Below are 22,387 nucleotides of genomic sequence, written 5' to 3' on the forward strand. Positions count from 1 at the left end.
CATGCTGTCTGAGCAACAACGGGGGTAGGTTCATCCTATCCGGCGTATGCCGATCAGCCTGGACATCGGTGTATAATAGATTCGAAAGGAACAACATGAGAAAGAGATCAGGAGTGAGAAAATGAGCGAAGGTTTCGTCTCGCGAGGGTTCCGAGGTCGCCGAAAGCCTGGCGATGAGAGTGGGCGAATCCCGCCAGGACAATATCTGGAGCGTGGCTTTCCCGTCCTTTCGGCGGGACCGACACCACACACGCCTCTCGCAACCTGGGATTTCTCCCTGCTTGGGGAGGTCGATCAACCAAAACGGTGGACCTGGGATGCATTTCGCGCCTTGCCACATGAGATGGTGACCAAAGACATCCACTGCGTGACCAAGTGGTCGAAACGGGACACACACTGGGAAGGCGTCTCCGTCGATACACTGCTCGAGCAGGTTGAGTACGACGCTAACTACGTGATTGCCTTTAGCGATGGCGGCTATACTACCAACCTTCCATTGGAAGACGTGTTGGATGGGAAGGCGTGGGTGGTGTATGCGTATGATGGGCAGCCACTCACCCCGAACACGGTGGACCAGCACGCCTGCTGGTTCCCCACCTCTACTTCTGGAAGAGCGCCAAGTGGGTCCGAGGTCTGCGATTGGTCGATCGGGATGAACCGGGCTTCTGGGAGTCGCTTGGCTACCATAATCACGGTGATCCATGGAAAGAAGAACGATACCGGGGCGACTAAGCTGGCAGCTTGGCGAGGTGGTTGCGACGCAGGAAGAAACAGCGCGGGCGAAGAGTATTACACTCGCCGTTCCTCACTGGAAGGGGCATCGACCAGGACAGCATGTGGATGTACGACTCACGGCTGAAGACGGCTACCGGGCAGAGCGCAGCTATTCGATCGCGTCTGCTCCTCAGCAGGAACAACGTGTGACGCTCACCGTCGAACGGTTCGATGATGGGGAAGTGTCGCCCTACCTCACAGGTGAACTCCATGTCGGTGACCAACTGGAACTGCGCGGTCCAATTGGGGGATACTTCGTCTGGGAGGCACAGATGGGTGGTCCTCTCTTGCTAGTAGCTGGGGGATCGGGTATCGTGCCGTTGATGGCAATGATTCGCTATCATGCCGCCGTGGGGAGTACGATTCCGATCCGTTTGCTGTATTCGTCGCGATCGTACATGGAGGTGATCTACCGTGAAGAACTCGCTCGCCTGGTCAAGAGCAACACGAAGATTGAAGTGGCGCAAACGCTGACCCGCGTGCAACCGCCTGGATGGACAGGGTATCATCGTCGGATCGATACCGAGATGCTGCGCGAGGTGGCATGGCCGGTTGATCAAGGGGCATTGATGTTCATCTGTGGCCCTACTCCATTCGTCGAAACAGCCGCAACGAGTCTCGTCACATTGGGATATGAACCTGGACGAATCAAAACCGAACGATTCGGACCCACAGGAGAAACATGATGGAGAACAAGCTTGATGGCAATGCTGCTGGGGGCATTCTGCAAGAGATCTTCCCTTTTGAAATGACGCAGGCCCAGGCAACCTGTACAGGTTGCGGTGCAACCGGTGCCATCGGTGCATTGGCTGTCTACATGCATGGGATGGGGACGGTCATACGCTGCCCTTCCTGTGATACCGTGCTCATCCGCATTGCGCAGAGAAGGGGGCAATACTGGCTGGATATGCAGGGCGTACGCGTTCTTCAGATCAGTACAGAGGTCTAGTCCATCTTCCCGCGTACGCCAGTAGCGGGTCTGCTACTGGCGTACGCGGCTACTGGATGCGGCTACTCTGCCGAGCCGGTAACTTCGGCGATGATCTCCTGGTCATCGGCCTGCTGGCGGCCAGCGGTGAACTGGCCTACGAAGTAGAGCAACACACCCACGATCAGGGAGAGCAAACCAATGCCTCCAATCCAGAGCACCCATTGCGCGCTGGTAACCAGTGATGTCCAGGGGCCTGTGAATGTGACATACACACCCACGGCACTGGCGATCAGGCCAAAGACGGCGCACAGGTAGAAGACCCAGGTGGGGGCCAGCTTTACCCGTGTGAAGGCATCCTGGTATTTGTAGCGAATCACAATCACATCCACAAACAGAATGACCATCGAGACACACCAGATAACGGTTACTGCCGCTTGCAGAATATCATAGATGATGGTTGAAAGGTCGGCAGGCTTGAGGCCAGCATTTAAGGCATATGGAGCCAGAATAAAGGCGATGACCGTAAAGACGGCGGCGATAATAGTCTGCACCAGCACAGCCATCCAGGGAACTTTGTTGGCATTGACCTTGCTGATGATAGCCGGCATACGACGATCCAGGCCTGAGACAAAGAGCAGGCGCCCGAATGAGTAGTTGTAGACAGTTGTGTTAAAGAGGAAGAAGCCAATAAAAATGATATTGACCAGTAGACCCAGCACACTACCCGCACCACCAAAGCCGGAGGTCACCGCCTGGGCAATTGCTGAAGGGCTCCCCTGCGCGCTTACCGGGGTCACCGCCTGCATCACACCAAAGGTCGTTAGTAGATAGCCTGCCATGACGACCGCCGAACCCCAGAGGAGATACCGGGTAATCGAGCGCGTATTGGTGATCTCGACTCCCATATTGAGCGGAACCTCAATACCCAATAGAGCCAGAATAACAGTGCCATAGAAAGTATAGGTCGCGGGAACAGGTAACCAGTTATGCGCTGCATAGTCAACATGGGCGGAATGGCCACCAAAGAGGGCCAGCAAGCCAGCCAGTCCCACAAGCAGGATCGCGCCGCCATAGGCCACAAAGATCACATTGACCAGATTCTGCGTCACCCGGAAGCGCAGAACAGAGAGTACAAGTGAAAAGGCGAGCACAGCCAGAATGACGACCCCTTGCTGCCAGGGCTCAGTCAGCCAGGAGGCGTTGATCTGCTGCAAGAGCGAGACCACGGTATCACTGGTGGCGATCATTACCAGAATACCTGGCCACCAGGCACAGAAGCCCGCGAAGAAACCCATAAAAGAGCCAAACGCCTTGTGCGTCCAGACATAGATTGAGCCTTCGCCCGGAAACATCAAGCCCATCTGACCTGTGACTATCGCCCCCGGAATAAGAAAAGTTATAAAGCCCAGAATCCAGTACACATACGCGGAGGGTCCCGCGCCGCCTGCGACTACCGCGCCGTTGCTGGCAAAAAGCACAATCGCTACGAAGATCGCCACCATGTCAAATGAATTGAGTACACGCGGTAAAATTCCCCCGGCAATACGCTCCGAGCGGAGCTGATTGCCTTCATTTCCCATTGCAGATGTCGCCATAGCAAGTTTCCCTACCTTTCGCGAAATAATGATACGCGGCTCATCCTTAAAGCCATCATTTACAGCAAACTCGTTGGGAATCGAAGTGCGCGAAGAGGATTGAAGCACATCTATTTTGATGCTCTTATTATAGCATAGAGGCCGCTTTGATTAGGTGACACTCCACGTCCCGTAGAACGGGACGGGCTTCTAAGCCAGTTCAAAGGGATGGCCTGTCTTCGGAGAGACCGTCTCCGCGAGACGTGGTTGAGCCTGAGTCTTGCTTAGACAACGTTGGGGCGTGTCTGCCCGACTACTCCTTGACCTGGACGGGCCAGGACGGAGATACGTGAAGGAACGAGGAAACCTCACTTGGGTACCATAGGCAAGCCGATGCATATTGATCGAACCCACCAGGTCCCGATGCCCCGAGAACTGGCAGGCGCGACACGCCCAATTTCTTCCTTTGGGCTTGTGTGTGTGCCCACATGCAGGACACTGGCTCGAGGTTCCTCGTTCCGAGCCAGTGAAGCTCATGATGTGGGCGGCTTTGGCTTTGTGCGTGAGATAGTCTCTGTCTTTGCCATATTCCCACAAGGCCATGCGCTGGTTGTGGTGTCTGCCACTCTTCTTGTCACGCACCCCATGAGGATTGCCAATGAAGAGGGTTCCAACCTGGTGCTGCACACAGAAGTCGATCACCTTGCGGGTGGCTTTGTGCCGCAGGTCTCGAATGCGCCGCTCTGCTCTTCGGCACTGCTTGTTCTTCGCACGTTGCAGCCTCTTCCAATTTATGCATTTCCATACAGCAATCCCATACCTGTGCGGCTTCCACCTGAGCAGCTTTGAGGCATTGGAATTGTTTGTGTGACAGGCGATTCAGTTGGTAGATTTTCACCGTTTGCATGCATAGCATGATAACAGAAAAGAGCAGGGTGTACAAGTGGGGAGAACCGGATCTATCCACTCTTCAGTTGTACCTCAGAACGATCAAGGGATCCAGAGAAGCGTGTCAGGGGACGTGAGAACAACCTGGGTGGAGTCGGCCCCCACCCAGCCCGAAAGGAACGGCGCTTTCATCCTGTCCTATGAATGGAAACGGGACTTCCCGCGCCGGGTGTTAAAATAGTCCCGAGATCTTTGCACATTCTCACTTTCACTTGCCGCACATCATCCACAAAGACTAAACCATTAGCCTGGTCTCCCTAGCCCATTTATGTAAGCAATTAGCAGATAGATGAGTGTGTATGTTAACCTATGCAGGATACATAGCAAATGCAGACAGCGAACGTGAATTTTCCGGCAATCTTATCGTTGCCGATGTTTTTTGCATAAAGGAGTCAAAAAACAGAGAGGTCAGTCGCATCATACGCATGTGAAGAGGGAAAAGTGACACTCGTCGCTGAGTACCCATTTCCTAACCCTGAATCAGTCAGGCCCTTTCATATGTGTAATAAAGGAGCAACCTGCTGCTGACCATGAAAACGTATAAGGAGGCATATGAGTAATAACTGGAATCAGCCAGGCGCGCCAGCGAACAAGACGCAGAACGGCAAACCGGCAAAAAAAACGGGAGGATTACTCAGCAACTATCAGCAGAAAAATGTCGAGCAGCAACTACCCGCTTCACGCCCATTTTCACAACGACCTGCCGGCCCTAGTCAACCTCCACAGTTTCCGCCTGCAGCCAATCCGCGTCGGCCTGCTTCTTCGCAGTTTCCGCCTTCCCAACCCCAACAGTTCCAGCCACAGATGCCACCACAACCACAGAGGCCCCAGCAGTTCTCTCCACAAACTGCACGGCCCCCCATGAGGCCTTTACCCCCTCAACAACAGGGCTGGATGCCAAATGCGATGCAAGTTATGCGCCAGGTCTCTGGGAAAATGGCCACTTTGGGGCGCAGTAATTATACACAGACTACGCAGACTGCGCCGCCACCTATGGGAAACTATCAGGGGTCATATCCTCAAGGCGGCAATCCCCTCGCTCAGCAACCAACCCTGGAGCAAACTACTCCCTGGAAACGCGCTTTGAACTCGCCCTTTATCGCACCTTTGATCACTAACAAGCGCCGTGGGCGTGGACGTCCACAATCGCGCTTCCGCAGGATCTTCAATCGCGTAGCTCTGGCGGTATTGATAGTGGGATTTGTGGTCACATCTATCACGGGCTTCTTTGCTGTGAGCTATTATCAACAACAAGCGGGCAAGGTCGCTAGCATTGCGAACAAGACGAGCGCGCAAACAACACGCATCTACGACCGCAACACGACATTAATTGGGGAGTTCTACAATCAAGAAGAAGGAAGTGCTGGCCGCTCAACACCCATCTCGTTTAAAGATATTCCCCAGGTTTTGCAGGACGCCCAGGTTTCTGCCGAGGATCGCACCTTCTGGAACAACGCGGGTATCGATCCACAGGGTATTCTGCGTGCCGCCACCTCCGGTAATGGCGGTGGTAGTACCATTACGCAGCAGGTGATTAAAAATCTGTCGAAGCAGAGTCAGAGTACCTACACGCGCAAACTCGTCGAGGCAACCCTGGCTCTGGGTATGACACAACAATATCCCAAGTGGAAGATTCTGGAGATCTACTTTAATAGTGTCCCCTATGGGATTCAGGATCTCGGTGTTGAGGCTGCGGTTCGCGATTTATTTGGCTTGCAGCCCGATTGCGATAAAAACTTTAACTGTAAGCCCGGCATTACAAAGCTAGCTCTTGATCCCAAGACTGGCAAGCCCAATCCAATTGTGGAATTGGCTCGTGCTTCGTTGTTGGCTGGGATTCCTAATAATCCCACCATTTTTGACCCATCAATCAGCGAGACCACACGCCAGAACGCGCTCGGCCGCCAGGACTATGTCCTGCAAAAGATGAAGGCAGACGGCAAGCGCGTCGATGGTAAACCCATAGACGACGAGATGATCCAGCAGGCCGAGAAATTAACTGCTACCTGGAAATTCGCGCCATATAGCGCGATTAAAAAGGCTCCTCACTTCACCGATTGGGTCACACTTCAGATGGTGCATATACTCGGCAATGGTGACGATCAAATGGGGCTGCAGGCCTTCCTCTCGGGCGGCTTCAACATTCGCACCACCCTGGATATGAATATTCAGCAGTATGTTCAGGATGCCTCGAAATACTTTATTACGCAGCCAACCTATCAGAAGTTCGGCAGCTATGCTGGAACAACGGCTGTACTCAATCGAGACCTGCAAGTGAATGATGCCGCGGTCGTAGTCATGAACTCCAAGACAGGCGAGGTCCTGGGGATGAGTGGTAGCGTTGACTATTACAAGGACCCAAAGAACAAGCGTGTAGCTGGTAGCGTTAATGTGACCACGAGTGGGCGTGGTCCTGGCTCGACCTTTAAACCAATCGTCTATGCCACGGCCTTCCAGATGGGGTGGAATCCAGGGATTGTCCTACCTGACGTTCGTACCTACTTTCCAAATGGCGCTGCTGCAGGCGCCTTGGATCAAGATAACGTAGAATTCCCATATTCGCCCAATGACTACGGTGGGAAGCCGAATGGGGTATCTGGGCCACGCTCAACTATTCGGGCGGCGCTGGCAAACTCATACAACATTCCAGCGGTAAAGGCGATGACCTTTGCTGGCACCGATAATGTCTTTAATAACGCGCGCCTGATGGGAATCACCAGCCTTGATCAAGCTATGCAGAAGCAAAAATGCACGGATGCCATGAATTGTTTTCACCTGACGCCAGTCCTGGGTACGGTGGATGTCTCGCCCCTGGAGATGACCAGCGCCTACCAGACCTTCGCCAACGATGGTGTGCATGTTCCGTACCAGAATATTCTCGATGTCTGGGATAACTATGGCAACCATCTCTTCCATTATGACCCGGCGAAGACGAAAGGCACGCGTGTCTTTTCCAGCCAGGTCAACTACCTTCTCACGTCGGTCCTGAGCGATGAGCCATCACGCCAGCCAGAGTTTCCTGGCGACCATGATCTTTCGTTCTATGACTGGGATCCAAGCTGCCAGGCATCTCTCAAGACATACATTAGCTGTGATACCTACCAGGTAGGCGCCAAAACTGGTACCACCGATTCCTTCAAGGATAACTGGACGATTGGTTATACCCCTAGAGCCACGGTTGGGGTCTGGGCAGGGAATGCCGATGGTCATGACATGGCAAATGGAGTGGTTGGTATTACCGGGGCGGCTCCCATCTGGCATGCTGTGATGGAGTTTGTCTCCGGGCGCCCCTGCGCCGACATTAACGATGCAATGAACGTACACATTGCTTGCCACACCTCTCGCCTCGATCCGGCAACGGATGGCATGACCGGCCCGACCACATTCTCTAAGCCCGGTGGCGTGACCTATACCTGCAACCTTTCGGCGCAGGATGGGCTGGCGGGGGCGGGTATCTGTGACTGGGTTATCAATGGTCAGGCCCCGACACTGCGCGGGCGAGACATTATCCCCACTGCGCCCACCAACACGAATGGCAATGGTGGAAACAAACCGGGTGGCGGTAATAACACCCCGACCCCAACGCCAACCCCGGCAATAACGCCGACGGTCACATCAACGCCGAAACCGCAGAAGACACCTTCGCCTTTCCCGACTTTGGTGCCTCCGTTCCCTACTCCGACTCCGTAGGTTTTCTGGCCCGTCTTTGCGACTGTAAAACAATAGTGTATGACAGATACCGGGCTGCCCGCGGGCAGCCCGGTATCTGTCATACACTATTGTTTAATATTTGTAGAAGTGTTGCGCGGCCTCTTCTTCGGGAGTCTTCTCTTTAAAGAATTCGATTTCGTTACGCTTGACGGCAATGTAGGAGGTAGCCAGCAGCGAACCCAGAGCTTCGGTGAGTACGGTGTCGTGCTCCAATTCGTCGAGGGCCTCGCTGAGGGTGGTTGGCAGGCGCTGGATGCCCAGGCGAGCGCGCTCTTCATCGCTATAGTTGCCGGGATCAATCTCTTGTGGCTCCCCTGGCTCGATACGCTTCTCGATGCCGTCGAGGCCTGCTGCTAGCAGCGCGCCCAACGCCAGGTAGGGATTGCCGCTATGGTCGGCACATTTCAGCTCGATATTAGCAGAATTGGCTTCGCGCCCGCTGAAGAGCGAGGGGATGCGGATCGCGCCTTCGCGATTATCATAGCCATAGACACTATAGGCCGAACTCCAGTAATGCGGCAATAGGCGCCTGTAGGAGTTGGGGCTACCACAGGTGAGCGCGACCAGGCCGCGAATATGCTTCAAGACGCCGCCCACAAAGTATTTGCCAAGCTGGCTAAAACCACCACGCTGGCCCTCTTCAAAGAAGAGGTTTTTCCCGGCCTGCTCGCCACGCTCAGTCCCCCAGAGACTCATGTGGATATGTGCGCCGCTGCCCGCTTGATCGAGAAATGGCTTGGGGGCAAAGGTCGCGTACAGACCATAGTCGCGCGCCACGCTCCTGACCGTCTCGCGAACCAGGCAGACGTTGTCCGCGGCTCTGAGCACGTTGGCGTGCTGGATTGAGAGCTCTTGTTGCGCGGGTCCCAGTTCCGTGTGAAATAGCTCGATGGAGATTCCCTGCGCCTCTAAGGCGGCGAGAATGGCATCGATCACATGTGCCTGTTCATCGAGACCGATGCTGCTATAACAGAGGCTGCTGTCGGCGGGAAGAAACTGCCCCGTCTGCTCGTCTTTGCGTGCCAGGTAAAATTCGTGCTCAACCGCAGCCTCTGCACGCATACCATGCGCGGCTAGGCGCGCGCTTATGCGCTTCAAGAAGGTACGCGGGCAGGCTTCCCAGGGAACGCCATCCGTACCGACCATATCACACATCATGGAGGCCGCGTGTGGTGCGTAGGGCAGCGTGACAAAGGTCTCCGGATCTGGCAACAGGCGGAACTCACCAACCGGCCCCATACCCTCGACAGCCGCCAGTTGTTCTACTCCCGTAAAGGCCTGCATGGCCAGCGTCTGCCCAATGCCCTCACGCATACGGCTCTCCAGCTTATCCACATGTGTGGCCTTGCCGCGAATAATTCCCCCATTATCGCAGTAGAGGAAACGCACCAGGCGAATTTTGTCATTCTTCGCCTTGAGTATGATTTGATGCTTATCCATAGGCTTCTCTCCCAGACTTTGATTTATTCTACTATAACATATACTCAAGCAACCATTTTCGCCTCATTTTTGCTAAGCTTGGGCCCCTCGCCATTCGCCTGCTTGAGTTCAAAACCGCCCCAAAGTTGTCAAACGGTGTCAACCAAAGTGCCTCAGTGTCAATCACATTGGGTACAAAATTGGGTGCATCGTCTGGGGCCGCTACTTTTTCCTTCAAAGATGCGCGCTCACAGCTCTTGATGCTGATGGACCGTCATCAAGAGCTTGCCCCGTGGCCGCAGGGTGATCAGCGGCTCTGGGACCACGTTGGTCTCGGGCAGGAGGCGCAACTGATACCGAGACAGGATCGTCGCTAGGATGAGCAGTGCTTCGGTGAGGGCAAACTGGTTGCCGATACACACGCGCGGCCCTCCCCCAAAGGGGAAGTAGGCAAAGCGATGACGCCCGGCTGAACACTCGGGGGAGAAGCGCTCGGGATCGAAGACATCAGGCCGCTCCCAGAAGTCAGGATGCCGGTGAGTCATCGCAGGAAACATCAGGACATACGCCCCTTTGGCAATACGATAGCCGTCAATTTCATCTTCAGCGATGGCCTGGCGGGCAAAGGCCCATGCCGGTGGATAGAGGCGCATGGACTCCTCAAGCACCATGCGCGTCAGTGGAAGCTGGGGCAGGCAGATCCTCCATCTGCGGAGCGCGCCCATTAAGGCTTGTGCTTCCAAATGATTGATCGTGGTGACGCCTGCAACACGCGCTCCTTATGCGCAAGCATATCTGCGCCAAAGAGTGCTTTACACACAATGTTTAAGGTTAGGCCACTCATCTCCTGGAACAGATCGAGGGACTGTCCTGCGTTGATGCCTGCTTCCTCAGTCCAGGCCAGGTCGCTCTCGGCTATCAGCTGGCCTATGGCGACGATCTGCTTCCGATGAAAGACCGGCTGGATCAGGCGACGCTGGTGCAGCCAGGAGTCTCCATTGTTGGTGAGCAGGCCATTGCCCAGCGTCAGGCGAAGCGCTTGATTGGAAATCCCCCCTTTGCGATAGTTGAAGTGATTCTCCTGAACGACATGGCGCACGCCATCAGGATGAAAGACCAGGGTCCAGGGACCCAGGACCGTTGGCAGCGTCACGAGATCGCCGTAGCGCTCGAGTAGTTCCTGTAACAAGCTTAGAGTATGGCGCGCAAATCTGACGGTATTCCAGGCCACCGTAGGCCATGGCGATCCAGGGGGCAGGCGTCTGCGCCGCGTTGCTGGGAGCGATGCAAGTGTAGTATGAGACATCTGTTTTTCTCCTCAAAGACAAAGTTCGTAGGTAGTAAGTTCGACTCGGTGCTCATCAATGTCTGAGAGGGCAACGAGTGAGCTATGGGATGATCCTCAAAACGGCAGGGGATCCTGACCTCAGCCTTTATGCAACAGACTCAGCACGAGCAATGAGTTGGCTCTCGCGCAAGATGAGCAAGGCGCTCCAGAGAGAAGGTGATCTTCTTGCTCCAGCGCAAGCTGGCTTCGCTTGTTATGCTCCCCACGTCCTACTACAATCAAAATACCGGATAACAGTGAAAGAAACAAGTACACAAAATAATTTGAGGTAGTCTAGAAAATCATACTAATGCTCACCCTCCAATTGCGGGAGCTAGAGCAGGCAGGGATCATTCACCGGCAGGTCTATGCTCAGGTCCCCCAAAGGTGGAATACTCACTCACTGAGGCGGAACGAAGCCTGGAACCGATCGTCTATCAGGTTCACGCCTGGGGAGAGTGGTACTGCGAGCAAAACAACATCGAATATTGGCAGTTGAGTGACAACATAAAAGATCATGGTATCCGTGCGTGAGATTGGCTGCACTGCCTCCCTTGACAAGTTCCCCATCTCTGGCTATAGTACGTTAGTGAACACTCACACACATATGGAGAAGGGGCTGCTTGCAAGCATCCAGCCTTCCTGACTGGATGCTTGAGAGAAAAACCTCTCTGTAGGACGTGAATGCATTCTTTAGTATGTCAAGTGAATGGACGGATGACATATATGGTTTTGGCGAAACCGTTTGCTGCTCTTAGAGGACTCTAAGCAGATTGAGCACAAGAAAGAGAGACAGATCATGAGCGAAAAAACGACTCATACCACGCGAGAGTATCTGACTGTCCCTGGAAAAGGTCATATGACCCTGCTGACCAGCTTCCGCCGCAACGGCACAGGCGTCGGCACCCCAGTAGGCACGGTCGCCTCGAACGGTAAACTCTACTTTATGACGCCAGCGGATACCTGGAAGGTCAAACGCCTCGCCCACAATCCGCGCGTCACCCTCGCTCCTGGCAACCGCAAAGGGGAGGCGCTTGGTCCAGCGATTGAAGGCACCGTGCGCCGCCTGTACGCCGAGGAGGCAAAGCACGCGCGAGGCATGTTGCGTATCGGCATCGTGGGTCGTTTCTTCGGGATTGTCTTCGACCGCAAATACCCTGGCGAGAAAACGGCGGTGTATGAAATTGTGCTGGATGAGAGAGGCGCCGACATGGGAAATGGAGGCTTTGAGAAGACGCAGGCTGCGTGTTCCTAAGCTGGATCAACGCAGAATGTGGACAAAGAGCTGAAAAGAGAAAGGATTATTCCATGTCTGTTTTACCGCGTTTTCGTCTGATCGGGTTGCTCTGCCTGATCGGTGGAATCCTTCAATTAGCAGATACACCACTTGACCTGTGGTGGTCGGACCCCACAAGTCCGGTCCACGCTGTCGCCCGCTTGATTTGGGCTATCGCTAATGTGGCGCTCATTGGCGGACCCATAGGAATCATCGCCCGTCGGTTTGTTTTTCCTGGATGGCTGGCAATTGCTGGAGCTGGCGTTACCATCCTTGGCACTCTCAGTCAGGCGAGCGGGATGATCTGCTACCTGTTTCTCCCCAACTCTGGGGCAGGGCAGGTGTTGACGCCACCTGGTGGCATCCTGATCGCGCTCGGCATGGTCGTCCTGGGAATAGCAGCATTGTTAAGAAAGAAGTTGCCTGGCTGGCAAGCATGGGTCCCTCTCCTCGTTGGTCTGTACTTCATCGCCCAACTGGTCCTTATCCAGGTTCCTTTCTTCCTAAGAAAAGGACATCTGATTTTCGCTCCACTCGTCGATCTCTGGGGCTTTTTCTGGGTCCTTCTGGGGGTGGTGATTGTCTGGTCAGAAACTGTGCCAGCACAATCTCCTCTTACCGTTGTGTTGCAGGAAAAAAGCTGACCTGCTGCTCTTAGTTATGGGATCCATTATAGCCACCCTGCTGCCATCACACCACCCAACAATAGCAAGGTGTCTCTTTTTATCTTTGTAAACCGTATTATGGGTACTAGAGAATTTCTGTTTACTTCTTCTCCGAAAACCCTGAGCGGGAAGTGCTAGTCACGCAGGTGACGTTAGGTTTCGGGATAAGATCTTAGAGACCAGGATGGTGCGAAGTGACCACTTTCCGCTGTCTCTTTGGTTTATTTATATAAAGGGACCCATGATGTCAATACAAGATAAGCCTCAAGACTCTTCCCCCGAACACAATTCCTCCCCTACTCAATGGGAGGCACGTTTGCATGCGCTTATTGAGCATAGTCATGAGGTTTCGCTTCTACTTGATGATCAAGGTACTATTCTGTATGCCAGTCCCGCACTGACACATGTGCTAGGCTATCTGCCTAAAGAGGTATCTGGACAAACCATGCTCTCATGGGTTCACTCTCTCGATCAATCTGAGGCAAGTGAAAGTCTGGCAAGCTTACAGGCTCACACCAGGCAAGAGCTCTTTACGACACAAAGGTATCTTCACAAAGATGGCTCCTGGCGCTGGCTCGAACTACATGTCGTCAATAAACTAGCTGATCCCCAGGTAGCCGCGCTTATTTGTAGCCTGCGTGATATTACCACGCTCAAAGAAGCTGAAATCAAGCAGCAGCATCTCGTTAAGGAGTCAGACCTGGCGCATACACACCTGCTTACAGTCCTTCAACAAATGCCCGCGGGTGTTATGATCGCCGAGTCTCCCTCGGGCAAGCTCTTGCTTAGCAACGACCAGGTAAGGCAGATCTGGCGTCACTCTTTTCCTGAATCTAACGAGGTTGACAAATACGACCACTATAAAGGCTTTCATTCTGATGGCACACCCTATGCCGGGCATGAATGGCCGCTTGCGCGCTCAATCCGCCAGGGCGAGTCTGTACGGGAGGAAGAGATCACTTTTCTACGCGGCGATGGCACACGTGGTATCATGAGTGTAAGTTCTGCGCCCATCTTGAATACACAGAACGAGATTATCGCTGGCGTCGTTGTCTTCATCGATATTAGTGAAAGGAAGCGCCTGGAGCAACTCAAAGACAACTTTATCAGTATGGTCAGCCATGAGTTGAAAACACCAGTTACCAGCATCAAAGGCTATACCCAGTTGCTGCAAAAACACTTTCAGCGCTCTGATGAGAAACAATCACTCCATTTTCTTGCCAAGATGAACTATCAGCTTGATAAACTGACAGACCTCATCAATGAGATACTGAGTATCTCTCAACTGGATCTGGGTATGCTCAACCTGCGTCCTCAGGTGTTTGATCTTGTTGAGGCTGTAAGGGAGGAGTTAGAGAGCCAGCAGGCCACCACTGCAACGCATAAGCTCCAGCTCAAAGGCGTCGAAAAACTCACCATTACAGGTGACCGTGAGCGCATTGGACAGGTAATCCATCACCTGGTAAGCAACGCTATCAAGTACTCTCCAGGCAGAAAACAGGTATGTATTGAGATCTGTTATAGCGATCAAGCAGCCTTAATTCATATTCAAGATTATGGCATCGGCATCGACTCGGAGCACTTTTCCCGGATCTTCGAGCGTTTTTATCGCGTGGATGAGCCACTCGAACAAACATTTCCTGGCCTGGGCATCGGACTCTACCTCGCACACGAGATCATCCAGCGCCACCAGGGCCATATCTGGGTGGAGAGTCAGAAGGGAGAGGGCTCTACATTTAGTTTCTCACTCCCACTTCAACCCCATACAACCATTGCCAAGGAGACCAGTCATGACAACCACTAAATCTAGGGTGCTCGTAATCGATGACGATCCGGATATTGTTGAGGTGATTCAGTTACTGCTAGAGGATGCTGGATATCTCGTCTCGAACATCAATCAGCTTCCAGAAAACGCGAACTTAGCTCAAATCTGTCTTCAGGCGCAACCAGACTTCATCATTCTCGACATGCTGCTCTCAGGACAGGATGGTCGCCATCTCGCGCGCCATCTCAAAGAGAACCAGTCCACCAATCACATCCCTTTGATGATGATCTCGGCCCATCCCCAGGCCCGTTCCCAGGCGCTGGCTGCCGGCGCCGATGATTTCCTGGCCAAGCCCTTTGACATGGACGAGATGCTCGCCAAAGTTGAGCATTATTGTTAAGCTTATCTTACCAATACATCATGATATACCTGAAGTAATAATATTCCATCTACTATTTTGACTTACGATTACGTATACGTAAATATAAGAAAGCAGAGAGAGGCTGGTGGCGTGTGTCGCCAGCCTCTCTCTGCTTTCTTATGACTATACCCTTGCAAGTTTCTCCGGGTTGGCAACAATTCGAATCGCCCGAATACGTTCTTGCTCCACTTCAATAGTCATGACGGAGAAGGCTTTTTCGCCTACGCGGACAATCAAGGCTACCTGACCATTGACCTCTTCTACTTCAGGGCTATAGCCTTCGGGCCAGAAGCGCCTTGTCCCCAGCAAGAAACGGGCTACTGGGACACGTCCAACAAGCTCGTGAGTCGCTGCACCCTTGACTTTGCCGCCGCCATCTGCCCAGAAGGTGACATCTTCAGCTAACATATTCATTAGTGGTGTCATTTCGCCAGCACTTACGGCTTGCTGAAAACCGTTGAGTAACTGTCGGTGGAGTTGGGGAGAGGCCGGGAAGCGGGGCCGATGCGTACGTAGATGGAGCCTGGCTCGGCTGAAGGAGCGGCGACAGGCCGCCTCGCTCTTGTCAAGCATCGTGGAGATCTCGGGAAATTCATAACCAAAGATCTCGCGTAGCAGGAAGACCGCACGCTCGAACGGTTGAAGCTGCTCCAGCAAGACCAGGAACGCCAACGAGATCGACTCCTGCATATCGACACGCTTTTCTGGGTCGTCTGTTTCATCCATCTCGGTTGTCAGAATTGGCTCCGGTAACCAGGGACCTACATATAGTTCTCGTTTCCTGCGCGCTAGTTGAAGTTGATCCATACATAAGCGCGTGAGGATCGTGGTGAGATACGCTTTGAGTGAGTGAATGGTTTCTATGGGTGTAGACTGATAGCGCAGGTACGTTTCCTGCACCATATCCTCAGCATCCATCGCACTACCAAGCATGCGGTAAGCAATAGAAAAGAGGTACGTCCGATAAGTTTCAAAGGACTCCACGCTGTTTTCTGCCTTTCATCGACTCTTGAGAGCAAGTGTAGCCATAAATAAAGAGGGTTGAGCCATCTTATTTGGGACAACTTTCCACTCCAATTTTATATACGCCAGAGGCGCGAGGTGGATTCGGGTGAAAATAGCTTGACATAGCCTTTGGTTGCTGGTATATTTATATTTACCAAAGGTAAGTAAATTTAACTAAGGTAAATACAGGGTATATGGGAAAGAAAGACGGGCGAAGGAGCAGCAGGATCTCAAGCAAAGCATTCTAGATGCGGCGCGCGAAATCGCTCTCGCAGAAGGGTGGCGCAATGTGACGATGCGCAAGATCACAGATCGCATTGAATATAGCCATCCCGCCATTTATGCCCATTTTGCAAACAAAGATGTGCTCTTATTAGAGCTCGTGCATGAGGGCTTCCGCCTGTTGGAGGCCGACTTAAAGCTAGCCCGAGCACAAGGCCACGATCCAGTGGAGGCCATGCGGCTCATCGCTCGTAGCTACCTGGGATTCGCCTGGCGCTATCCTGAGCTATATCGCTTGATGTATGGCCTGGACGGCGTCACCTTCAGCATCTCAGAACCCGAGAAGGAAGGGCTACAGATAGAGAATGTGGTGGCACAAACAGTCAAAGACATGCTTGAGTCTCGTCACTTGTCAATCGAGCACCTGGCAGATCAGGTGAATATCATCTGGGGGACCGCTCACGGGCTGGTAACTCTTACGATGGCAGACCACATTAGCGGCGGGCAAGCGCAGGCGACGCGGTTACTCGAACGAGCACTCCAGGATATGCTGCTAACCTGGGAATATGAGGTAAACGTCACCGGTTCAGCGCCCCTTCCGAGCATATAGCTTCTCTGTAGGTCCACTGCGAAGATGCTAGGCCTGAGCAAAGTATTGCTTTAATTTACCAAAGGTAAATAAAAAAACTTAGGTAATAAATTACTACTCACGAGGGGAGATATACATCATGACACTCTATCCTTATACGCTTTTACTACACATTGTAGGTGTGATTGGCCTCTTTATCGCTATCAGCCTGGAGTTAATCATCACATCTCGCCTACGGGCTGCCAAGATGACCACCCAGGTCCATGAATGGCTCACACTCGGTCGCGTGATTGACCTGATTTTACCAGTCTCCGCTGTGCTCATTCTGGTCAGCGGCCTCGTGTTGACGTTCTCGGTGTGGGGATTGAACCATGCCTGGATAGACTTTTCGCTGGGCTTGCTCATTCTCCTGGGTATCCTGGGACCGGTGATTAACGGCCCTCGTATGAAGGCCATCTATGTGGCAGCAAAAGCCGCACCCGAGGGCGAGATCTCAGACTCTCTGAGGAAAGTTATCACTGACCCCGTGCTGCGGGCTTATGTGCCCGTTCCAGGCCTGGTTGCATTGGGCGCGATAGTCCTGATGGTTCTGAAGCTGGATTGGCTTGGCTCGGGAATTGTGATGGCTCTCGCCCTCATTGCAAGCCTCATCTTCGCCTTCTCGCTTAAAAGGTAGAACATACATTTTGTGATCGATTGTTAAAAGCCTTGATGAAGAAAGATTCGTATTAGGAGCATTCAGAGAAAGAGGAAAGAAATGTTTTCAGAACAAGAGCTCGCGTTTTTGCGCACACAACCACTGGCCAGACTGGCAACGGTGGCCGTCAATGGTCAGCCCGATGCAGATGCGGTCGGCTTCGCCTTTGAGAACGGGCACTTCTATATTGGCGGTTATTTCCTGGAACACACGCGCAAATATAAAAATATCGCCGCCGGACATAGCAAGGTGTCGCTGCTTATTGATGAACTGCGCTCGCTCGACCCCCTTGAGCCGCGCTCAATCAAGCTTCATGGTGAGGCCGCGATTCTGCAACTTGAGGAGGGTTTTCGGGGAGCCGGCACATATATTGTAATTACGCCAAAGGTCTCCTGGAGTATCGGTATTGAAGGACCAGCCTTTCAAGATGGGAAGTCAGTCATCAAGAAAATTACCTGGGAATAAAGACCATTTTCGCACGCTTCATACAAGCCGGGCCGACGCGGACTTTCACAGCGTCGGCCTGCATAATGTAAGTGATTACGCCTCCCAGGGTTTGATCACTACTTTGATACAGGAATCCTGCTTGTGCTTGAACATGTCATAGGCTTGGGGTACCTGGTCGAGGGAGACCTTATGCGTGATAACAAAGGTGGGATCGATCTCCGCCTCCTGAATACGCTTCAGCAGCGGGTGAAGGTAGCGATGCACATGAGTTTGACCCATCTTAAAGGTCAGGGCCTTGGCGAAGGCGGCGCCCATGGGCATCTTATCCACAAAGCCGCCATAGACGCCCGGTAGCGAGACAGCGCCTCCTTTACGGCAGGCCTGAATCACCTGGCGCAGGACATGGGGGCGATCCGTGCTCAGGCGCGTCTTTTGCTTGATGGTATCGGTGATGGCACCAACACTAGTTCCATGCGCCTCCAGGCCCACGGCGTCGATGCAGGCATCGGGTCCTACGCCGCCCGTCATCTGCTTGAGCATCTCCACCACATCACCCTCTTTCTCGTAGTTGATGATCTCGGCACGCCCGTGCTCCTGGGCCATGCGCAAACGCTCGGAGATGCGGTCAATAGCGATGACGCGCTCCGCACCCAGCATATAGGCGCTCTTGATGGCGAACTGCCCTACAGGACCACAGCCCCAGACCGCGACTGTGTCTCCAGGCTGGATGCCACAGTTCTCGGCCGCCATATAGCCCGTGGGGAAGATATCCGAGAGGAAGAGCACCTGTTCATCGCTCATGCCTTCGGGAACCTTGAGGGGGCCAATATCGGCGTAGGGAACACGCACATACTGAGCCTGGCCTCCGGCATACCCACCATAAAGATGTGAGTAGCCATAGAGGCCCGAGCCAGAGTAGCCATAGAGGCTCTCAGCCAGCCAGGCATTGGGATTGGAGTTGTCGCAGAGTGACCACATGTCACGCTTGCAGAACATGCAGTTGCCGCAGGCGATGGTAAAGGGAACGACGACGCGGTCGCCCTTCTTGAGGTTGCTCACATCTTTACCGACCTCAACGACCTCGCCCATGAACTCATGCCCCAGAATATCCCCCTTCTTCATGGTCGGAATATACCCATCATAGAGATGCAGGTCTGAGCCACAAATGGCCGAGGTCGTAATCTTGACAATGGCATCACGCGGGTTAAGAATTTCGGGATCGGGTACATTCTCTACTCGCACATCATGTGCTCCAAACCAGCATAGCGCCTTCATACCCGTACTCCTTCCTCTGCCTGCTTCCCTGTTGGCTGCCCCTTTATAGTGGGGACTTCGCCCGCCTCTACCAGAGATTTAAAGCGGCGCAGGATCTCGGCTACCTGCGTCTCAAGCATGATATCAGTAGCCCGACCCAGCAGCGGCATCTCAAGGACAGTTTGAAGCTTGCGATGATGTACGAAATCCATCTCCAGGATCGCAATGGTGCCGCGCCCTCCAGGAGCAGCGGTGAAGCGTACACGCCCATTATCCTCAAGCATGGGATTATTGATTACCCGCCACTCGATCAGCCTTCCTGGCTCCTCCCTGACAATCTCAATGTCCCACTCCAGGCGCTGCCCCTGCGGTCCCCTGGCCAGCCAGTGCGAACTCTTCTCACCAGTTTTACGCACTTCCTGCACCATAGGCATATAGGCAGACGCACGCTCTACATCATGCCAGGTATCGTACAGTTGTTCAGGGCTAGCTTGAATGGTCATGGCTCTATGCACACGAAAACCTGCTCCACCTGGCAGCTTGCTGACATTACTTGAGGAGAAGGGATGCTCCGCCCGGTTGACGTGCAGCCTGTCATAAAGCACGCTATGGCCTGTTGCTCCTCGATAGAGCAGACCTCCACCCAGCAAGAGGCTGGCAAGGCTACCCTTTGTCAGGCCAAAGAGAGTCAGCAGACCTCCACCCACCAAGGACCCAAGGCGCTCCCCCTGAGATATATTCGTGGGCTTATCCGTAGCTCTTTGCAATATATCGCGTATATCGCGTATATTGACTATGGCCCGATTGCTCGACTGCTCTGAAGGCATAAGCCGTTTCCTCCATGACAAGATGATTTAGTACATTCCTGTCACGAATGCCCCGGTTGTTTGTTCCATCTCTTAGCCCAGTTTACATTTTCATCACAGTTTTCTGAAACTTCTATCATAGTCTCTTCACAAAGGGGCGGTATAGTATTTATTAACCAGGAGCAAGGTCATTTCGGCGAGAATGTTTATCCAGTCCTAGCCACTCGCCTTGATACATACAATCCAATCCACCGGCAAAGGAGGATACGGCAATGTAGCAAAAGAAACTGCTCCGCGGCATCGATGAGCGAAGAGGCTCTGGTCTCTTCTTTCATCCATGCTGCGGAGCAGTTAATTTATAGAGAGTAATAACAGAGTAAGCAGAGAGACCAGGTTGAGAGCCGTACGGCTCTCAACCTGGTCTCTCTGCTTACTCTGTTATTTTGTGTTCTCTTCGTGACGTTTGAGCATGGTTTGGAGCATTTTTACGGCTCCTTCGATGGTGAGTTCGAGGTGGCTCTGCGTTTCGGTATTGTAGATCTCAACTATGCCGCGTTCGGGGTGAAACTGGATCTCAAATTCTTCGGTGCTACTGCTATACATCGTCTTGCTTGATCCTCTCTGTGTTTGGTTTGCCTCCATCTACTACTCGTAATCCGCCAGCACTCTGCTTTACTGAAGGCTAGCAGGACCTTCTTCTTAGCCGCGGAGGCACGACGCGTGCTTTAGCAGCGTCGATCAGCTTCCATAAGCTCCTCAGGACTCCGGTACTGCCTGGCTATCCTTCTTTATCCCAGGGTCGATATGAGTAAGTGCGCGCAATTCCCCAGGTCGATATGAGTAAGTGTATGCATTACACCTTAGGGTGTTTCGGTCATGAATCTGATGTCGGGATAACGTGTATAGCCAGAGTCCCAGTATATTCAAGCTTACTTAAACGTGGTTGTGTAGGATTCCACCCTACCTCCTGCTCCTTTTGCGGTTTTCACTGAGGTTACACCTGATCCAGACAGGAGAAAGAACCTGGTCTATCAGGGAAAAACTGGATACAGAAATACGGTATTTGAAGCGGCTAATATCCTGCGTTCACACGAGGTTCTTCCCCCTGCACCAATGCTATTCTTTAATTGCGATAAAGTGTAAGGAGCAAAAAATAATGGATGCGCTACTTCTAGCAAGGCTACAATTTGCTAGTACAATCATTTATCACTTCCTCTTCGTCCCACTGACGTTGGGACTCTCGATTCTACTCGTGATCATGGAAACCCTCTATGTCCGTACGGGCAAAGAAGTCTACCGGAACATGACTAAGTTCTGGGGTAAGATGTTCCTGATCAACTTCGCTATGGGCGTTGTGACTGGCCTGGTGCAGGAGTTCCAGTTTGGTATGAACTGGTCTGAATACTCACGCTTCGTAGGTGATGTCTTTGGCGCGCCCCTGGCGGTTGAGGCCTTGCTGGCCTTCTTTATGGAGTCAACCTTCCTGGGCATCTGGGTCTTTGGCTGGGATCGCCTGCCGAAGAAGATACACCTGGCCGCCATCTACCTGGTCGCCCTGGCATCTCACCTCTCGGCCTTCTGGATTCTCTCAGCGAATGCCTTTATGCAGCAGCCTACCGGTTTCGTCATTCGTAATGGCCGGGCTGAGATGACGAACTTCTTCGCACTGATCACTAATGGCCGCCTCTGGGTACAGTTCCCACACGTGGTCGCGGGTGGGCTGGTCACTGGCGCCTTCTTCGTCGCTGGTATCAGTGCCTACCGTTTGCTGAAGAAGCGTGATGAGCACGACACCGAGTTCTTTACCCGTTCAGCGCGTATCGGCCTGACGATGGCCTTGATCGGTGGTATCGCGGTCTCCCTCTTTGGTCACATCCAGGGTCAGTACAGCACAGTGCATACTCCTATGAAGATGGCTGCCGCTGAGGCCCTGTGGAATACCGAAAATCCCGCTCCACTCTCGCTCTTTAAGGTTGCGAATACACAGGAGCACAAGGATCTCTTCTCGATTGATATCCCTGCTGGGCTCAGCTTTATGAGCTACAACTCATTTGATGGCAAGGTCCAGGGCCTCAACCAGCTTCAGGCCGAATACGTGAAGCAGTATGGTCCCGGCAACTATATCCCGCCTGTCTTCATCACCTACTGGAGCTTCCGCGTGATGGTTGGTGCTGGTATGGCCATGGTCGCCATCGCGGGCCTGGGACTGTTCCTGCTGAACAAGCGGCGCTTCACCCAATATCCCAAGCTGATGATGCTGATGGTCGCCGCGATTGCAGTCCCTTTTGTTGCCAATACAATGGGCTGGATTTTGACAGAGATGGGCCGTCAACCCTGGCTAGTCTTCGGCGTCCTCAAGACAGATGCGGGCGTCTCGCCGAATGTGAGCGCCGGGATGATCCTCTTCTCGCTAAGCGCGTTTATCGCGGTCTACGCGGCCCTGGCCGTGGTCGATGGCTGGCTGCTCGTACGCACAGCGAAGCAGGATGTGCCTACGCTTGAGGCAGAGAAGGCGGCTTCCGAAGAAGAGAACGTGCTCCAGGGCGCGTACTAAGG

20 protein-coding genes and 2 pseudogenes are annotated in these 22,387 nt (G+C 53.2%); 13 read left to right on the plus strand and 9 right to left on the minus strand.

All coding sequences use genetic code 11. The features are described 5' to 3' along the window. Positions 1–121: 121 nt before the first annotated feature. The 3 genes and pseudogenes from JMJ04_RS36375 to JMJ04_RS36385 all read left to right on the plus strand — a co-directional run bounded on the left by JMJ04_RS36375 (position 122) and on the right by JMJ04_RS36385 (position 1,723). Positions 122–732 (plus strand): annotated as a pseudogene (locus JMJ04_RS36375) (sulfite oxidase-like oxidoreductase). Beyond that, the gene (locus JMJ04_RS36380; protein ID WP_201375259.1) at positions 702–1,460 is read left to right on the plus strand and encodes a ferredoxin reductase; all 759 of its coding nucleotides are present in this window, start codon (positions 702–704) and stop codon (positions 1,458–1,460) included. The pseudogene JMJ04_RS36375 and the gene JMJ04_RS36380 overlap by 31 nt, the downstream one beginning before the upstream one ends. After that, the gene (locus tag JMJ04_RS36385) at positions 1,457–1,723 is read left to right on the plus strand and encodes a DUF6510 family protein (protein ID WP_236038846.1); all 267 of its coding nucleotides are present in this window, start codon (positions 1,457–1,459) and stop codon (positions 1,721–1,723) included. The genes JMJ04_RS36380 and JMJ04_RS36385 overlap by 4 nt, the downstream gene beginning before the upstream one ends. Before the next feature lie 62 nt (positions 1,724–1,785). Here JMJ04_RS36385 and JMJ04_RS36390 read toward each other — a convergent pair whose 3' ends face one another. Continuing rightward, a complete protein-coding gene (locus JMJ04_RS36390) occupies positions 1,786–3,300 on the minus strand; it encodes an APC family permease (RefSeq protein ID WP_201375260.1) in 1,515 nt (504 codons plus the stop codon). A gap of 189 nt (positions 3,301–3,489) precedes the next feature. After that, complete coding sequence (locus JMJ04_RS49185) at positions 3,490–3,882, minus strand: zinc ribbon domain-containing protein (RefSeq protein WP_420799565.1); 393 nt, start codon at positions 3,880–3,882, stop codon at positions 3,490–3,492. A gap of 897 nt (positions 3,883–4,779) precedes the next feature. Between JMJ04_RS49185 and JMJ04_RS36400 the strand changes: the two genes are divergently transcribed. Further along, positions 4,780–7,917 (plus strand): transglycosylase domain-containing protein, encoded by a 3,138-nt coding sequence (locus JMJ04_RS36400; protein ID WP_201375262.1) that lies wholly within the window; start codon positions 4,780–4,782, stop codon positions 7,915–7,917. Between the two features lie 93 nt (positions 7,918–8,010). Here JMJ04_RS36400 and JMJ04_RS36405 read toward each other — a convergent pair whose 3' ends face one another. The 3 genes from JMJ04_RS36405 to JMJ04_RS36415 all read right to left on the minus strand — a co-directional run bounded on the left by JMJ04_RS36405 (position 8,011) and on the right by JMJ04_RS36415 (position 10,663). Further along, the gene (locus tag JMJ04_RS36405) at positions 8,011–9,378 is read right to left on the minus strand and encodes a glutamine synthetase family protein (RefSeq protein WP_201375263.1); all 1,368 of its coding nucleotides are present in this window, start codon (positions 9,376–9,378) and stop codon (positions 8,011–8,013) included. A 227-nt stretch (positions 9,379–9,605) separates the two neighbouring features. After that, positions 9,606–10,100 (minus strand): cytochrome P450, encoded by a 495-nt coding sequence (locus JMJ04_RS36410; protein ID WP_201375264.1) that lies wholly within the window; start codon positions 10,098–10,100, stop codon positions 9,606–9,608. Beyond that, positions 10,082–10,663: a cytochrome P450 gene (locus JMJ04_RS36415; RefSeq protein ID WP_201375265.1), complete on the minus strand. Its 582-nt coding sequence runs from the start codon at positions 10,661–10,663 to the stop codon at positions 10,082–10,084. Before JMJ04_RS36415 ends, JMJ04_RS36410 begins: the two co-directional genes overlap by 19 nt. A gap of 331 nt (positions 10,664–10,994) precedes the next feature. Between JMJ04_RS36415 and JMJ04_RS36420 the strand changes: the two are divergent. The 5 genes and pseudogenes from JMJ04_RS36420 to JMJ04_RS36440 form a co-directional block, all read left to right on the plus strand. Further along, positions 10,995–11,218 (plus strand): annotated as a pseudogene (locus tag JMJ04_RS36420) (winged helix-turn-helix transcriptional regulator); the annotation flags it as partial. A 265-nt stretch (positions 11,219–11,483) separates the two neighbouring features. After that, positions 11,484–11,939 (plus strand): PPOX class F420-dependent oxidoreductase, encoded by a 456-nt coding sequence (locus JMJ04_RS36425; RefSeq protein WP_201375266.1) that lies wholly within the window; start codon positions 11,484–11,486, stop codon positions 11,937–11,939. A 53-nt stretch (positions 11,940–11,992) separates the two neighbouring features. Continuing rightward, a complete protein-coding gene (locus JMJ04_RS36430) occupies positions 11,993–12,604 on the plus strand; it encodes a hypothetical protein (protein ID WP_201375267.1) in 612 nt (203 codons plus the stop codon). Positions 12,605–12,866: 262 nt separating this feature from the next. Continuing rightward, a complete protein-coding gene (locus tag JMJ04_RS36435) occupies positions 12,867–14,429 on the plus strand; it encodes a PAS domain-containing sensor histidine kinase (protein WP_201375268.1) in 1,563 nt (520 codons plus the stop codon). Further along, positions 14,416–14,790: a response regulator gene (locus JMJ04_RS36440; protein WP_201375269.1), complete on the plus strand. Its 375-nt coding sequence runs from the start codon at positions 14,416–14,418 to the stop codon at positions 14,788–14,790. The genes JMJ04_RS36435 and JMJ04_RS36440 overlap by 14 nt, the downstream gene beginning before the upstream one ends. A gap of 144 nt (positions 14,791–14,934) precedes the next feature. Here JMJ04_RS36440 and JMJ04_RS36445 read toward each other — a convergent pair whose 3' ends face one another. After that, positions 14,935–15,795, minus strand: a complete 861-nt coding sequence (locus tag JMJ04_RS36445) for an RNA polymerase sigma-70 factor (RefSeq protein ID WP_201375270.1) — start codon at positions 15,793–15,795, stop codon at positions 14,935–14,937. A gap of 316 nt (positions 15,796–16,111) precedes the next feature. Here JMJ04_RS36445 and JMJ04_RS36450 point away from each other — a divergent pair, with 316 nt between their 5' ends. The 3 genes from JMJ04_RS36450 to JMJ04_RS36460 all read left to right on the plus strand — a co-directional run bounded on the left by JMJ04_RS36450 (position 16,112) and on the right by JMJ04_RS36460 (position 17,789). After that, positions 16,112–16,648, plus strand: a complete 537-nt coding sequence (locus JMJ04_RS36450) for a TetR/AcrR family transcriptional regulator (protein ID WP_236038987.1) — start codon at positions 16,112–16,114, stop codon at positions 16,646–16,648. Positions 16,649–16,766: 118 nt separating this feature from the next. Next, positions 16,767–17,303, plus strand: a complete 537-nt coding sequence (locus tag JMJ04_RS36455; protein WP_201375271.1) for a hypothetical protein — start codon at positions 16,767–16,769, stop codon at positions 17,301–17,303. A gap of 81 nt (positions 17,304–17,384) precedes the next feature. Further along, the gene (locus tag JMJ04_RS36460; protein WP_201375272.1) at positions 17,385–17,789 is read left to right on the plus strand and encodes a PPOX class F420-dependent oxidoreductase; all 405 of its coding nucleotides are present in this window, start codon (positions 17,385–17,387) and stop codon (positions 17,787–17,789) included. 75 nt (positions 17,790–17,864) lie between these two features. Here the strand turns inward: JMJ04_RS36460 and JMJ04_RS36465 are convergent, their stop codons facing one another. From JMJ04_RS36465 to JMJ04_RS36475, 3 genes are all read right to left on the minus strand, one after another. Beyond that, positions 17,865–19,046: a zinc-dependent alcohol dehydrogenase gene (locus JMJ04_RS36465; protein WP_201375273.1), complete on the minus strand. Its 1,182-nt coding sequence runs from the start codon at positions 19,044–19,046 to the stop codon at positions 17,865–17,867. Next, positions 19,043–19,852: an SRPBCC family protein gene (locus JMJ04_RS36470; RefSeq protein WP_201375274.1), complete on the minus strand. Its 810-nt coding sequence runs from the start codon at positions 19,850–19,852 to the stop codon at positions 19,043–19,045. The genes JMJ04_RS36465 and JMJ04_RS36470 overlap by 4 nt, the downstream gene beginning before the upstream one ends. A 417-nt stretch (positions 19,853–20,269) precedes the next feature. Next, on the minus strand, positions 20,270–20,434 hold the full coding sequence (locus tag JMJ04_RS36475) for a hypothetical protein (RefSeq protein WP_201375275.1): 165 nt from the start codon (positions 20,432–20,434) through the stop codon (positions 20,270–20,272). Positions 20,435–20,987: 553 nt separating this feature from the next. Here JMJ04_RS36475 and JMJ04_RS36480 point away from each other — a divergent pair. Then, positions 20,988–22,385 carry a cytochrome ubiquinol oxidase subunit I gene (locus JMJ04_RS36480; protein ID WP_201375276.1) on the plus strand — a complete coding sequence of 466 codons (1,398 nt, stop codon included), beginning with the start codon at positions 20,988–20,990 and terminating at the stop codon, positions 22,383–22,385. The last annotated feature ends 2 nt before the right edge of the window (positions 22,386–22,387 follow it).

Source organism: Ktedonobacter robiniae (assembly GCF_016587375.1).
In the GTDB taxonomy this organism is placed as follows: domain Bacteria; phylum Chloroflexota; class Ktedonobacteria; order Ktedonobacterales; family Ktedonobacteraceae; genus Ktedonobacter; species Ktedonobacter robiniae.